Origin of the sequence: Paenibacillus sp. N3/727, from assembly GCF_022637315.1 — a bacterium.
Lineage (GTDB): Bacteria > Bacillota > Bacilli > Paenibacillales > Paenibacillaceae > Paenibacillus_AQ > Paenibacillus_AQ uliginis.
Genome location: NZ_CP093336.1, coordinates 5740001 through 5754564, shown reverse-complemented (window position 1 = coordinate 5754564; position 14564 = coordinate 5740001). Strand labels below are relative to the sequence as shown.

Genomic DNA, 14564 nt, shown 5'->3' with positions numbered 1-14564 from the left:
GTTCTAATAATGATCATTTTCACATCTATTTGTGCAAATTATGTACATAAAGCACGAACACTAGCTGAATCAGTTAAAGAAATTATTCCTGATGCAACTTTTGTAGTCTGTTTAACTGAACGTGAACTGATCCCTCAAGTTGAATATCCATATTTCGACAGAATTATTCTGTCCAAGGAAGTCTGGGAAGGGAACTTTGATCGGTTTATATTTAAGCATACGATTGTGGAAGCGTCTACTGCAGTTAAAGGCCAGTTCTTTCGATATCTATATAAGGAATTTCCAAATGAGGAGAAATTCATCTATTTAGATCCGGATATTTATGTTTATTCTGATTTTACAGAACTACGAGCTTTGTTAGATACTCGCCCTATCGTTTTGTGTCCCCATCTACTTGAACCAGGAAATATTGATATGGAACTTTCCAGTACAGCTCATGGTGTATACAATTTAGGATTTTTAGGAGTTAACCGGAGTCGAGAAGCTCAGAAATTTATTGATTGGTGGGCAGAACGTCTGTATTTATATTGTTATGATGATATTGCAAATGGAATATTTACCGATCAAAAATGGATTGACTTGGCTCCTTGTTTTTTTGATGTGGAAATCTTTAAACACCGTGGTTATAATTTTGCACCGTGGTCACTACTAAACTGTGGCATGTCTGAAGAGGATGGGGTCTTTTATGTGAAAGGGGACCCAATACGATTTGTTCATTTTTCAGGCTATGGGGCTACCGCCCAAATGTGCATGAGTAAGTGGCTCCCAGAAGGAGAACACCCTTTTAAAAAAATGTATGCTAAATATTCTGAAATCCATGATGCAAACGATTCTGATGCTATATCAAAAACAATATGGTCCTATAGCTGTTATAGCTCTGGGGAAAAAATAGATGATGCTATAAGAATTGCGTATCGAAAAGATTATGATGTCATGTTCAGTGTGGAAAATCCTTTTGAATATAGTGATTCATACTTCAAAAAAATGCTAAATACCGGACAAATAATCAAAAATTCAAAAGGTAATTTCTCTAAGGTTATTCATGTTATTCGAACAGAGGGGATTATCATTCTTTGTAAAAAGGTATACAAAAAATTATTTAACAGGTAAATACCATCGTATAATTTTATTAAGAGGAGAATCTATCTATGCGAATAACTCATGTAGGCTTAGAAGGTGCTTGTTTTCTCGAGCCAAGGGTTCACAGTGACCATCGAGGTTTTTTCATGGAAAGCTATAACGAGGGAGTATTTAAAGACAACGGCATTAGTTCAAACTTCATCCAAGATAATCACTCTCTCTCCTCTGAACCGGGAGTGATCCGTGGTCTTCACTATCAACTTAATCCTAAAGCTCAAACAAAACTGGTTCGCGTCCTTTCGGGTGCCATTTATGATGTTATCGTGGATGTACGGAAAAGCTCACCAACCTTCGGCCAATGGGTTGGCGTCATTCTAAGCGAGTATAACAAGCGCCAACTCCTTGTTCCTAAAGGCTTTGCCCACGGCTTCTGCACGCTTGTACCGAACACGCAAGTACTCTACAAAGTGGATGAGTACTATTCCCCTGAACATGATCGCGGCATACTATGGAATGATCCAGCTTTGGGAATTGATTGGACAACATCCAACCCAATTCTGTCTGACAAAGATCAGCGGCATCCATTACTGCAAGATGCGGAATTGAATTTTGAGTAGGGGGCTTTTCAAGATGAAACTTCTTGTAACCGGCGGTGCCGGATTTATTGGCAGTAATTTTATCTTATATATGATGCAGCAGCATCCGAGCTATCACATTATTAATATGGATGCACTAACGTATGCGGGAAATCTTGAGAACTTAAAATCCATTGAAAATAATCCGAATTATACATTTGTTAAGGCTGATATTGCAGACAAACAAGCCGTAGATCAAGTTTTCCAACAGGGGATCGACGTGGTTGTTAACTTTGCTGCTGAGTCTCACGTTGATCGAAGTATTTTGGAGCCGGAAGTGTTTGTGAACACCAACGTATTAGGTACTCAGGTGCTTTTGGATGCTGCTAAGAAATACGGCGTTACTAAGTTTGTTCAAGTTTCTACAGATGAAGTATACGGCTCGCTAGGAGAGACAGGTCTTTTTTCTGAAACGACACCCCTCGCACCGAATAGCCCGTATTCCGCAAGCAAAGCGGGAGGAGACTTGCTGGTCAGGGCATATCATGAGACATTTGGTTTGCCAGTTAATATTACCCGCTGTTCAAACAACTATGGCCCTTATCAATTCCCTGAAAAGTTAATCCCCTTAATGATATCCCGTGCTTTGAATGACGACGCACTTCCTATTTACGGAGATGGCTTGAACATACGCGATTGGCTGTACGTCGAGGATCATTGCAGCGCCATTGATCTTGTTATTCATCAAGGGCGCAATGGGGAAGTGTATAACATTGGAGGGAATAACGAGAGGACGAACATCCATATCGTCAAAACGATCTTGGAGCAGCTCGGGAAACCGGAATCCCACATATCTTTTGTAGAGGATCGCCTTGGACACGATCGCCGTTATGCCATTGATCCGACTAAGATTATGAAGGAGCTAGGCTGGGAGCCTAAATATAACTTCGAAACAGGTATTCAGGAAACAATTCAGTGGTATCTTGACAATAAGGATTGGTGGACAAGAATTCAATCTGGCGCTTATCGTGAGTATGTGACGAGACAGTACGGTGAGCGTTTCGGTGGATCCTGATGAAGGTACTTGTAACGGGGGCTCAGGGGCAGCTTGGACAGGATGTTGTTTCACTTTTTGGTGAGGCAGGTCACCGGGTTATTGGTTGTGGTAGAGAGGAATTGGATGTCACGAATATGGATCAATGCCAGCAGATGATATCTGCTTATCTTCCGGACGCCATTATTCACTGCGCATCTTACACAGCGGTCGATACGGCTGAAACGAACGTTGATGAAGCATACCTGGTTAATGCAATAGGAACCCGTAATATTGCGTTTTCGGCTGAGCAGGTCGGGGCCAAACTGGTTTATATTAGTACGGACTACGTCTTCAATGGTAAGGCCATTCACCCTTATCATGAGTATGATAATACAGATCCTCAAACAATCTACGGAAAATCCAAACGGGCCGGGGAGTCCTTGGTTCAAAGTCTGTGCTCCAAATGGTTCATTGTAAGAACTTCTTGGGTTTTCGGTCCTTATGGAAGTAACTTTGTCAAAACCATGCTGCGTCTTGGGCAGGAGAAACCTCTCCTTCAGGTTGTGAACGATCAAAAAGGATCACCTACCTATACAGTTGATTTGGTCCGCTTTTTATTGGACTTAACAGCTACAGAAAAGTACGGGGTTTATCACGCTTCCAATAGCGGTTCATGCACATGGTATGAGTTTGCGAAGGCCATTTTTGAAGAATCGCATGAACTGCTAGGCTTGTCTTTTTCCGCTAAGTTAGAACCATGCGCGACTGATGAGTTTCCTCGGCCAGCTCCGAGACCTCAAAATTCGGTTCTGGAGCACTTAGCTATTCGAAACAACAAGTTTGATGATTTTCGACATTGGCGGGAGGCGTTAAGGGAGTTTTTACTGGATATGAAACATAACCCTGAACTATACTGAAATAAATACAGCGATTGAACGAGCCTGATCTGTATGATCGGGCTTTTTATTTTGTATGGCTCGCTACTTGGGAGGTTTCGGGTGCGTGAAAAAAGTACAAGTTCTGTTGTCCGCCTATAATGGTGAGCGATACATTTCAGAACAGATTGAAAGTATTATGAAGCAAAGTTATCCGGATGTGTCTGTTCTCGTTCGTGATGACGGATCTTCAGATGGAACCATACACATCGTACAGAAACTTATGAAATTCTATCCGGGTCGGATTCAGATGATCACTGGGTCTAATATAGGTGTAATCGGCAGTTTTTTTGAGCTTTTGATTCATTCGGATTCTGAAGCTGACTTCTATTGTTTCTGTGACCAGGACGATGTGTGGTTTGATTATAAAGTAAAGTCCGCGGTATCTCATTTGGACACCATATCGCATGTAGGTAAACCGGCTATGGTGTTTACTTCAACATTGCTTACGGATGAAAAATTGAATAGTAGAGGTACGTGGCCGCAATCCCCTTCCAGAAAGCCCTCTTTTTACAATGCATTGGTACAAAATATCGCAGTCGGGGCCACTATTACTTTCAATAAGGATTCCCGAAACTTCTTCCTGGAAAACCATCAGCCTGATAGAAGCAAAGTATTAATGCACGACTGGTGGTTTTACATCTTGGTGTCTGCATTTGGAACGGTTGTTTACGAGGAAAAGCCATCCATGATGTATCGCCAGCATGGAAACAACTTTGTTGGTGGCAGCAATTCGCTAATTCAGAAACTAAGGAACAAATTCAATAGCTTTAGAAAACACTTTGGTAAACATCTGTTGTTCCATCAAGCGTTGGAATTTGAAAGAGTTTATGGCATGAAATTATCGCCGGAGAAAAAAGAGCAATTGGATTTGTTTTTACAGGCACGTCCTAGGCTAATAGATCGAATTAGATACTTAAGCCAATCTAAACTTTATAGACAATCTTTAGTTGAAAATATATTGTTTAAGTTTTTGGTATTAGTGAATTACATATAATCAGCTGCTGTAGATCAACTGTACAAAAAAAATCTTACCCTGATACTAATCTTTATTATGCTATAATGACGATAGATTACTAATTTTGGCAGGAGAAGTCATGTTATGGATATAAGTATCCTAATCGTCAACTATAATACCTGTCAGCTGACAGTAGATTGTCTGCATTCAGTATTTGCGTCGCAGACGGAATACAACTTTGAGGTCATCGTCATCGACAATTACTCGAAAGACAAGTCCGTGGAGACGATCCTTGAGTTATTCCCGCAGGTCACGCTGATAGTAAACTCGGATAATAACGGGTTTGCCCAAGCTAATAACCAGGGAATGGACATCTCCCAAGGGCGTTATATTTTGCTGCTCAATTCCGATACGGTCGTGCTTGAAGATACCCTAGATATCATGATCTCATTTATGGACAAGAACCCGATAACCGGAGCTTCAGGCTGCAAAGTACTTCTGCCGGACGGCTCGCTGGATAAAGCCTGCAAAAGAGGCTTCCCTACGCCATCGGCTTCTTTTTATTATGCATTCGGTTTGAGCAAGCTGTTCCCGAACAAGCCGAGGTTTAACCAATACCAGTTGGGCTATCTCGATCCGGATCAGGAGTATCCTGTGGACTGCCTTGTGGGCGCTTTTATGATGGTTCGCCGCGAGACGATCGAGCAAGTGGGGGGACTTGATGAGGAGTTTTTTATGTATGGTGAAGATATCGACTGGTGTTACCGCATCAAGGAGGCGGGCTGGGGAATTCACTACTATCCGCTGACGCACATCATTCATTTCAAAGGCGGCAGCGCTCGCCGTCGACCTGTAAAGATCATCTATGAATTCCATCGGGCCATGATTCTGTTCCACCGTAAGCATTATCGTGAACGATACAACATATTTGTAAACGGGACAGTCTACGCAGGCATTGGGCTCAAACTGATTCTCGCACTACTGTTTAATCGGTTAAAGCCAGTTCGTTCGGCCACGTCATTAACTTCTGATCACCAGGCTGAGGTGAAGCTATGATCCGCAAAAATCAAAGATTTCTTACTAAGCTATATATGCTTACGGACTTCGCCTTCGTGCAGCTTTCCTTCCTTCTGGCGTGGTGGATTAAATTCGAGAGTGGATGGATTCCTTATGAGAAGCCAATTCCTATTGAATCCTATGCGATGTGGAGTCTTATTTACGGAGCAGTAGCAATTGTAGTAGGAGTTATGTTAGCAGTGTACTCTCCGAAACGTAAGAAACGTTATGCTGATGAATTCCTAAAAATATTCCAAACTCACTTTGTCGGCATGTTTATTCTGCTCAGCTTGATGTTTTTTGTGAAAGAGGTCAATATCTCCCGTTGGTACCTGGCGATTTATATGACGCTAAACGTTGTGAATATCATATTGTACCGTTACTTCCTGAAGAAGATGTTAAATCATTTTCGCGAAAAAGGGTTTAACCGCCAGTTTGTTCTCATCGTTGGTGCAGGTACGCTGGGAAAAACTTTTTACAACAACCTGAGGCTGTACCCAGAGCTCGGGTATGAAGTGATCGGCTTTCTCGATGACTACCAGCAGTGGAACGAGGAAGAGGCTAACCATTTCAAACCGATTTTAGGTACCGTCGACAGACTTGCTTCCGTCTTAGATCAGATAATGATTGATGAAGTTATCCTAGCGCTCCCGTTGAACGCCCACCACAAATACCTAGAAATCATCGCAGCCTGTGAAAAAGCCGGTGTTCGCACGCTCATCATTCCGGACTTTTTCGACTTCTTGCCTGCCCGGCCGATATTTGACAACTTTGCCGGGATGCCGATGATTAACGTGCGAGACATTCCGCTCGATCTGGTGGGGAACCGTCTGTTTAAACGAATGTTCGACATTGCTTTCTCGCTCGTGGCGATCCTGATCACTTTGCCAGTGATGGCGTGTATTTACATCGGCGTGAAGCTGACATCCCCAGGTCCGGTCATATTTAAGCAGGAACGGGTAGGGCTGAACCGTCGTACATTTTATATGTATAAATTCCGTTCGATGAAGCTTTTACCGGAGGGAGTAGAAGACACCGGTTGGACGGTCGAGAATGACCCGCGTCGCACCAAGTTCGGCTCATTATTACGCAAAACCAGTCTCGACGAGCTACCGCAGTTTTTTAATGTGTTGTTTGGCCATATGAGTGTGGTCGGTCCCCGTCCGGAACGCCCTTACTACGTTGAGCAGTTCCGTGAAGAGATTCCGAAGTACATGGTCAAACATCATGTGCGTCCCGGCATCACTGGATGGGCCCAGAGCAACGGCTTACGGGGGGATACCTCTATAGAAGAACGGATCAAACACGATATTTTCTATATTGAGAACTGGTCGATATTATTTGATATTAAAATTATTCTGCGAACCATCCGCAACGGCTTCAAAAATGCATATTAATCTCATCTAGACTGCTGCCAGTTGGCATCCGCCAACCAGCAGTTTTCGCATGATCAAGGTCAGCCAGAGCTTACGGCTGGCCTCTTTTGTATGTCTGCTAACACACATGCTGACGTTGCCAGATCCGTGCCCCCAACCCTTCTGACAATGCCCGCATTAATTCACTGAGAAAAGCCCGCTATTTCTCATCCAACTCCATTACCAATAAAAATGTTCGCATTTTATACGAACACAAATTGACTTGCTCACGTTGCTATCATAGACTTAATTTAGTAGTAGATCGTTAACGTGGAGGAATGACGTTGAAAGATATGATAAAGCCTTGGAGGCATGTATTTAAGCTCGATCCCGAGAAAGAGATTCATGATGATGTGTTGGATGAGATATGCATGTCGGGAACCGATGCGATTATGGTGGGTGGCTCTACAGGAGTGACCTATGAAAATACTGTAGATTTAATGTCACGCGTACGCCGCTACGAGCTTCCGTGTGTACAGGAGGTATCTGATCTGGAGGCAGTTGTGCCTGGTTTTGACCTGTATATGGTTCCGATGGTGCTTAACACGCCTGACCCGACATGGATCCTGGAACGTCACCGCCAGGGAATCGAACGTTATGGATATATGATTCCATGGGATCTGGTGGTCACCGAGGGCTACATTGTACTGAACCCGGATGCCACGGTAGCCAAGCTTACCAGAGCAGAGGCTCAGATCAGCGAAGAATCAGCGGTGGCTTTTGCCCAAATTGCGGACAAACTGATGAACCTGCCGGTTGTCTATTTGGAGTATAGCGGTGCTTTTGGCGATATGGATACGGTACGTACGGTTCACAGATCATTGGATAACGCTCAACTGTTCTATGGCGGCGGGATAACGACAGCTGAACAGGCAGCTGAAGCGGCTTCTGTTTCAGATACCGTAGTGGTCGGCAACGTAATCTATGATCATTTGGCTCAGGCGCTAGAAACGGTTAAAGCTGTGAAAGGTTAACTGAATTAATCAAGTGCAATTCATCTCGCAAGCACCCAAAGCGCGATGTGGCGTTGCATAATGGCGGTTAACCACCTTTTTCTTACATCGATAGACAGACTCTTCTACTATATAATAGTACTCATTTGAGATTTTCACTTACTCTATACAAATAGGAGGCAACTGAACCTATGCAGCCCATTAACATACACGAGGCCGTCCAGCGCCTCAACCCCGAGCAGCGGAAGGCCGTCGAAGCAACTGACGGACCGCTGCTCATTATGGCCGGAGCCGGATCAGGCAAGACACGAGTGCTTACGCACCGAATCGCATACCTGATCGCTACACGCAAAGCCCCGCCATGGAGCATTTTGGCTATAACCTTTACGAACAAAGCCGCCCGCGAGATGCAAGAACGGGTATCCAAGCTTGTTGGCAATGAGGGCCGAGATATTTGGGTATCCACATTCCACTCCATGTGTGTGCGTATCCTCCGTAAAGATATTGAACGGATCGGATTCACCTCAAACTTCAGCATTTTGGACTCCACCGACCAGCTATCGGTCATCCGCAACTGTATGAAGCATCTCAACATCGATACCAAAAAGTTTGAGCCAAAAGCGATTCAAGCGACGATGAGCGCGGCCAAGAATGAACTGATCTCTCCGCAACAGTACGAGCAGAAAGCGGGAGATTATTTTGAAAGCCTCGTTGCCAAGGTGTACACCGAATATCAAAAACGTCTGAAGAGCAACAACTCGCTCGATTTCGACGATCTCATTATGACAACGATCCAGCTGTTTAAGGAAATGCCGGAAGTGCTCGACTTCTATCAGCGTAAATTCCAGTACATTCACGTTGATGAGTACCAGGACACGAACCGGGCGCAGTACATGTTATGCCGCATGCTGGCTGACAGCCACCACCGTATTTGTGTAGTGGGTGACAGTGATCAATCCATTTACCGTTGGCGCGGAGCTGATATCAGCAACATTTTGAACTTTGAACAAGATTATCCGGAAGCGCGGACGATTTTGCTGGAGCAGAATTACCGTTCCACTTCGAATATATTGAATGCGGCGAACAAGGTCATAGCCCTGAATACAGGACGTAAGCCGAAAAACCTATGGACCGAGCAGGGAGAAGGGCCGAAGATCAAAGTCTTCCGCGGGGATTCGGAGCATGATGAGGGCTATTTTGTCACCTCCGAAATTAATAAAAACGTGAAAACAGGCAAGCCCTATCAAAACCATGCTATTCTGTACCGTACGAACGCCCAGTCCCGGGTCATTGAGGAAGTTCTGATTAAGTCGGACATCCCGTACCAAATCGTCGGCGGCGTTAAGTTCTACGACCGTAAAGAGATCAAGGACTTGCTTGCATACTTGCGGTTAATCTCCAACCCGGATGATGACATCAGCCTGACGCGGATCATCAATGTGCCGAAAAGAAGCATCGGAGATACGACCGTCGGCAAGCTGGCGGCTGCGGCCGGTGAACGTGGAATGTCAATCTTCCGGGTGCTCCAAGTGGTGGACGATCTCGGTTTTGCAGGCCGTACCCGCAACGCGTTGGTCGAATTCTACGATATGATCGCAGCACTGAACAGAATGGTCGAGTTCCTGTCGGTAACCGAGCTGACGGAAAAAGTATTGGAAATGTCCGAATACCGGACGGAGCTGCAGACAGAGAATACGATTGAATCCAGATCCCGACTTGAGAACATTGACGAGTTCTTGTCTGTTACTCAGGAATTTGAGAAAAATAACGAGGACAAATCCCTCGTTTCGTTCCTCACCGATCTCGCACTGATCGCCGATATCGATTCCGTGAACGACGAGGAAGAGGATCGCAGTGATGCCGTCGTGCTCATGACGATGCACAGCGCCAAAGGTCTAGAGTTTCCAGTCGTGTTCATCATCGGCATGGAGGAGGGCGTGTTCCCGCACAGCCGTGCCTTTTCGGATAACGAAGAATTGGAAGAGGAACGTCGTTTGGCTTACGTTGGTATTACCCGTGCGGAGAAGCAGCTGTTTCTCTCTTGTGCACGGATGCGGACCTTGTTCGGCCGGACGACCGCCAACCCGCCTTCCCGTTTTCTGGAGGAAATTCCGGATGAGCTGAAGGAAGACACCCAAATGGCTCAAGATCGCTACCGTCGCGGCGGCAATGTTGGTGGCTCATATGCTGGACGCGGCTTCGGCAGCGGAGGGGGCAGCAACTTCGGAGGAGGTCGCTCCAAGGATTTATCGCTTGGAGGCTCAACGGCTTCCGCAGCAGCAGCCCAGAAGAGCCGCGTGACGGTTACAACGGGAGCGCCTGCACGCCCGGCGACATCTGCTGGCAGCTCGGATGGCTTTAAGGCCGGCGATAAGGTAGCCCATGGCAAGTGGGGGACTGGAACAATCGTCTCCGTCAAAGGATCTGACAATGATATGGAGCTACAGATCGCATTCCCGGCACCCGTGGGTGTTAAGCGTCTGCTGGCTGGTTTTGCACCGATTACGAAAGTGGAATAGAGATAACACACTTGCTGACTTAAGCATAAATACGAAGGAGGATTGCCCCTGCATGGATTTCAAGGAAAAGATGGAGAAGCTCATCGCGGAGCTGAACAATTACAACTACCATTACTACACGCTGGATCAGCCGCTTGTGAGCGACAAGGAATACGATACCCTTTACGATCAGTTGGTAGCGCTGGAGAATGAAACCGGAACCGCGCTTCCGGATTCACCGACACAGCGGGTGGGCGGAGATATTTTAAAGGGCTTTACGCCACACCGTCACTTGGCCTCGCTATGGAGCCTCGACAAGGCTCAAAACATCGAGCAGCTCCGCACCTGGCATGAACGTGTCGTCAGGCTGGTCAATGACTACAATACGAAAAATCCAGACAATCCTCTGCCGGTCCCTCTGTATGCGCTGGAACTGAAGTTTGACGGACTGACACTTAATCTGACTTACAGGGACGGTAAACTGGTTCAGGCATCCACCCGGGGCAACGGTGCGGTTGGCGAGGGCATACTGGCTCAGGTCAAGACGATTAAATCCTTGCCGCTGACGATTCCTTATACGGAAGGTACGATCGAAGTGCAGGGTGAAGGCATTATGAATCTGAGCGTTTTGGAAGACTACAATAAGAAGGCAGCAGAACCGCTTAAGAACGCTCGTAACGCTGCAGCAGGCGCACTGCGGAACCTGAATCCGAAGGTGACGGCAGAGCGGAGACTCAGTGCGTATTTTTACAATGTAGGTTATTCGGATGACATCACGTTTAACGATCACAAAGAAATGATGGATTTCCTGCGCGACAACCGGTTCAAGGTAAATCCGTACATTTTCTATTTCGAGAACTTTGACGACGTCATGGAGCAGCTGGCTGACATTGAAGCACGCCGTTCAGAGCTGGATTACCTAATAGACGGAGCGGTTCTGAAGGTAACGGACATCCGTACCCGGGAAGCGCTTGGCTATACGGATAAATTTCCTCGCTGGGCTGTTGCTTATAAATTTGAGGCTGAGGAAACGACAACCATTCTAGAATCTGTCACCTGGAACGTAGGACGGACTGGGAAAATCACTCCGCTAGCCCGTGTGGAGGCAGTGGAGCTGGCAGGTGTCACGGTGCAGAACTGCACGCTGAACAATGTCGGTGACATTGAACGCAAAAACCTCAAATTCGCACTCGGAACGCGAGTGTTCATTCGCCGCTCTAATGACGTTATTCCAGAAATTCTCGGCAAGGTAACGGAGGAGAATGACGGTGAGGAAATCCTCTATCCGGAGCAGTGCCCGGCATGCGGTTTCCCGCTGGAACAACGGGGTGCGCATTTATTCTGCAACAACAAGCTGGGCTGCAAACCGCAGATTATCGCTCGGATCACCCATTTTGCTTCTCGTGATGCCATGGACATTGAAACCTTCAGCGACAAAACAGCGAATCAACTGTACGAGGAGCTGAATGTGCGCGAGCCGGCTGATCTGTACACTCTCTCGTTTGACAGCCTGGTGAAGCTTGAACGGTTTGGGGAGAAGAAAGCGCAGAACCTGCTGGATGCCATTGAGAAGAGCAAGGAGCGGGATCTTGCATCTTTCCTCTATGCACTTGGTATTCCGAACACCGGTAAATCCACGACCAAAATGCTGGCTGATCACTATCGCGATCTTCATCTGGTGATGGCGGCCACAGCGGAGGAACTGGTAGACCTACCGGATGTCGGCGGTATTGTGGCAGAAAGCATCGCCGGATATTTTACCGATCCGTTTGCACAAGCAAGTATTGAGAAGATGTTATCCCTGGGTATTCAGGCTAAAGCGCCGGAAGCGCCGCGCCCTGTGAACACAGATTCCTTTTTCAGCGGTAAAACAGTTGTCCTCACCGGCACGCTCCACCTGCTTACCCGTGAGGAAGCGACAGAACGGCTGGAGAGCCTTGGTGCAAAGGTTACCGGTAGCGTGTCGAAGAAGACTGATCTCTTGATCGCCGGGGAAAAAGCAGGTAGCAAGCTGGCCAAAGCCCAGCAGCTCGGCATTCAGGTCATTGAGGATGAAAATGAGTTCGTACGTTTGTTAAATGAATAGATAATAGAAAAAGACACCTTCAAGCGCTTATTTGCGCAAATGAAGGTGTCTCTTTTGATATGAGCCTTTTACTAGCTCAGCTCACTCAACTAGCATAATCTGTTATTGGTAAGCTGTTAACCTCTGATTGCAGTACCCTTTTCCTCAGGGGATTAGCCAATTTAGTTACTCAGTAGACCAACGGTCAAGCTGAGCATCTCCCGGAAGGAGCAGGGCAAGCAGACCGAGCAGCGGCAGGAATCCTACAGCGATCATCACGTTTCCGATCCCCCATACATCTCCGAGACTCCCGAGTGCAAGCGAACCTACACCGCCCATACCAAACGCAAAGCCAGTAATTAGGCCGGAGACGGTACCGATGTTGCCTGGATGCAGCATTTGGGCGTACACAACAGTGACGGAAAAGCTTGAAAGCAGGATGAATCCGCCAATCACGAGCAGCACGGCAGCCCAAAAAGGCGAGGCGAACGGTAGGACAATCGCGATTGGTGCTGTCCCGATCATGGATAGCATGATCAGATTTCGGCGGCCAAAGCGGTCGGCTAGCGGACCACCGAGGAATGTTCCTACGGCCCCTGAAGCCAGAAACAAGAAGATGTAAATTTGTGCGTTATCTATTGATATTTTATATGCATCCATCAAATAGAAAGCATAATAGCTGCTGATTGCAGCCCCGTACCACGAACGGACAAATACCAGGGTGACCAAAATGAAGGTCGCGTTCCGAATGCTTTTGCGACGGGCTGGATCCATGAGACGGGCGCCAGCTCTTTTTTTGAACGTATATCCCGAGTCCAGCATGCTCTTGTACCAACGGGCCACATATGTCTGGACAACAATGCCTGCAGCAGCCACAACCGTGAATCCGAGTGCGCCGATTTGACCGAAAGGAACGAACACATATCGGGTGAGCAGGGGAGCCAAAGATTGCCCGGCATTACCTCCCACCTGAAAAATTGATTGGGACAGGCCCTTGCGCATACCCGCAGCCATGTGGGCAACACGCATCCCTTCTGGATGGAATGTTGCAGATCCAAGACCAATCAAGATCACCGAGAATAGCACGAGTAAGTATGAGTCTGAATAAGCCAGGATAAATACTCCGGCAAAAGTGAAGCACATGCCAATGGGCAGGAGAATCGGTGTTGGTCGCCTGTCTGCAGCATAGCCAATAACCGGCTGTATGATGGATGAAGTGAAGTTGATGGCGAACGAGATCCACCCGACCTGAGTGAATGTCAGCAGCAGGTTGTCTTTTAATATAGGAAAAATAGCTGGAATGACCGATTGAATCGAATCATTGAACAGATGCACAAAGCTGATTGCAAGTAGTATCTTGTATACCGTAGCCTGCTGTGTGTTGTTTTGGACGGGCTTGGATGGAGAGGCGGTATTGTTCAGAATCAGCGGTTTATCCGACATCAGGTCATCTCCTTTCTATATAATAGTTGATAAAGTAATGAACTTACCTTAAAACCTTTCGAACTGGAAATCAATTCATTTTTATGTCTAAAATGAGGAGGACTTTGACCTGGAAAATTTATTTTGCGAAAATGCTTGATAAATAACTTTCAGCGTGGTATATTATTTCTTGTCGCTTTTGACGAAAGTTAATCATCAAGATTCAACATCACGTCGAAAGTTGTCGAAAAAAGTGTTGACAGCAATCGAAACACTTGATATAATGTAAACCTACGCTGCTGAGGCGCTGATGTGAAATATCAACGACGAAGAGCGGACAAGTTCCTTGAAAACTGAACAAATGAAACACGTCAATGAAACAAAAGTAACGTTAAATAACGTTAGCTTCTAAATGAGCGAATCGCTCTTTAAATTGATTTGGAAGGTTGGATATTTTCTTGAAGTCATTCAGGAAGTGTCCGCTCGAAAAATCCTTTAATGGAGAGTTTGATCCTGGCTCAGGACGAACGCTGGCGGCGTGCCTAATACATGCAAGTCGAGCGGACTTGAT

The 14564-nt window shown here is 46.2% G+C and carries 11 protein-coding genes and 1 rRNA gene (1 of these 12 cut by a window edge); 11 read left to right on the top strand and 1 reads right to left on the bottom strand.

What is annotated here, in order from left to right; translation table 11 throughout:
* Window positions 1-9: 9 nt before the first annotated feature.
* From MNQ98_RS26980 to ligA, 10 genes are all read left to right on the top strand, one after another.
* Window positions 10-1110 carry a glycosyltransferase family protein gene (locus tag MNQ98_RS26980; protein ID WP_241930928.1) on the top strand — a complete coding sequence of 367 codons (1101 nt, stop codon included), beginning with the start codon at window positions 10-12 and terminating at the stop codon, window positions 1108-1110.
* Between the two features lie 38 nt (window positions 1111-1148).
* The gene (gene rfbC / locus MNQ98_RS26975) at window positions 1149-1697 is read left to right on the top strand and encodes a dTDP-4-dehydrorhamnose 3,5-epimerase (protein WP_241930927.1); all 549 of its coding nucleotides are present in this window, start codon (window positions 1149-1151) and stop codon (window positions 1695-1697) included.
* Between the two features lie 13 nt (window positions 1698-1710).
* Window positions 1711-2730, top strand: coding sequence for a dTDP-glucose 4,6-dehydratase (rfbB, locus tag MNQ98_RS26970; RefSeq protein ID WP_241930926.1), 1020 nt, complete (start codon window positions 1711-1713; stop codon window positions 2728-2730).
* Entirely contained in the window at window positions 2730-3608 is an 879-nt protein-coding gene (gene rfbD, locus MNQ98_RS26965; protein WP_241930925.1) for a dTDP-4-dehydrorhamnose reductase, read from the top strand. The genes rfbB and rfbD overlap by 1 nt, the downstream gene beginning before the upstream one ends.
* A gap of 85 nt (window positions 3609-3693) precedes the next feature.
* Complete coding sequence (locus tag MNQ98_RS26960; protein ID WP_241930924.1) at window positions 3694-4623, top strand: glycosyltransferase family 2 protein; 930 nt, start codon at window positions 3694-3696, stop codon at window positions 4621-4623.
* 105 nt (window positions 4624-4728) lie between these two features.
* Window positions 4729-5640 (top strand): glycosyltransferase family 2 protein, encoded by a 912-nt coding sequence (locus tag MNQ98_RS26955; protein WP_241930923.1) that lies wholly within the window; start codon window positions 4729-4731, stop codon window positions 5638-5640.
* Window positions 5637-7037 (top strand): undecaprenyl-phosphate glucose phosphotransferase, encoded by a 1401-nt coding sequence (locus MNQ98_RS26950; protein ID WP_241930922.1) that lies wholly within the window; start codon window positions 5637-5639, stop codon window positions 7035-7037. Before MNQ98_RS26955 ends, MNQ98_RS26950 begins: the two co-directional genes overlap by 4 nt.
* Before the next feature lie 302 nt (window positions 7038-7339).
* Complete coding sequence (gene pcrB / locus MNQ98_RS26945; RefSeq protein ID WP_241930921.1) at window positions 7340-8029, top strand: heptaprenylglyceryl phosphate synthase; 690 nt, start codon at window positions 7340-7342, stop codon at window positions 8027-8029.
* A gap of 170 nt (window positions 8030-8199) precedes the next feature.
* Window positions 8200-10527, top strand: a complete 2328-nt coding sequence (gene pcrA, locus MNQ98_RS26940; protein WP_241930920.1) for a DNA helicase PcrA — start codon at window positions 8200-8202, stop codon at window positions 10525-10527.
* Window positions 10528-10579: 52 nt separating this feature from the next.
* A complete protein-coding gene (ligA, locus tag MNQ98_RS26935) occupies window positions 10580-12592 on the top strand; it encodes an NAD-dependent DNA ligase LigA (RefSeq protein ID WP_241930919.1) in 2013 nt (670 codons plus the stop codon).
* A gap of 165 nt (window positions 12593-12757) precedes the next feature.
* Here the strand turns inward: ligA and MNQ98_RS26930 are convergent, their stop codons facing one another.
* Entirely contained in the window at window positions 12758-14014 is a 1257-nt protein-coding gene (locus MNQ98_RS26930; protein WP_241930918.1) for an MFS transporter, read from the bottom strand.
* Window positions 14015-14488: 474 nt separating this feature from the next.
* Here MNQ98_RS26930 and MNQ98_RS26925 point away from each other — a divergent pair.
* Window positions 14489-14564, top strand: a 16S ribosomal RNA gene (locus MNQ98_RS26925); it runs 1479 nt beyond the window's last position.

Coding starts and splice junctions, on each gene's coding strand:
- MNQ98_RS26980 (WP_241930928.1), top strand. CDS start 10: ATGATCATTTTCACATCTATTTGTGCAAATTATGTACATAAAGCACGA.
- rfbC (WP_241930927.1), top strand. CDS start 1,149: ATGCGAATAACTCATGTAGGCTTAGAAGGTGCTTGTTTTCTCGAGCCA.
- rfbB (WP_241930926.1), top strand. CDS start 1,711: ATGAAACTTCTTGTAACCGGCGGTGCCGGATTTATTGGCAGTAATTTT.
- rfbD (WP_241930925.1), top strand. CDS start 2,730: ATGAAGGTACTTGTAACGGGGGCTCAGGGGCAGCTTGGACAGGATGTT.
- MNQ98_RS26955 (WP_241930923.1), top strand. CDS start 4,729: ATGGATATAAGTATCCTAATCGTCAACTATAATACCTGTCAGCTGACA.
- MNQ98_RS26950 (WP_241930922.1), top strand. CDS start 5,637: ATGATCCGCAAAAATCAAAGATTTCTTACTAAGCTATATATGCTTACG.
- pcrA (WP_241930920.1), top strand. CDS start 8,200: ATGCAGCCCATTAACATACACGAGGCCGTCCAGCGCCTCAACCCCGAG.
- ligA (WP_241930919.1), top strand. CDS start 10,580: ATGGATTTCAAGGAAAAGATGGAGAAGCTCATCGCGGAGCTGAACAAT.
- MNQ98_RS26930 (WP_241930918.1), bottom strand. CDS start 14,014: ATGTCGGATAAACCGCTGATTCTGAACAATACCGCCTCTCCATCCAAG.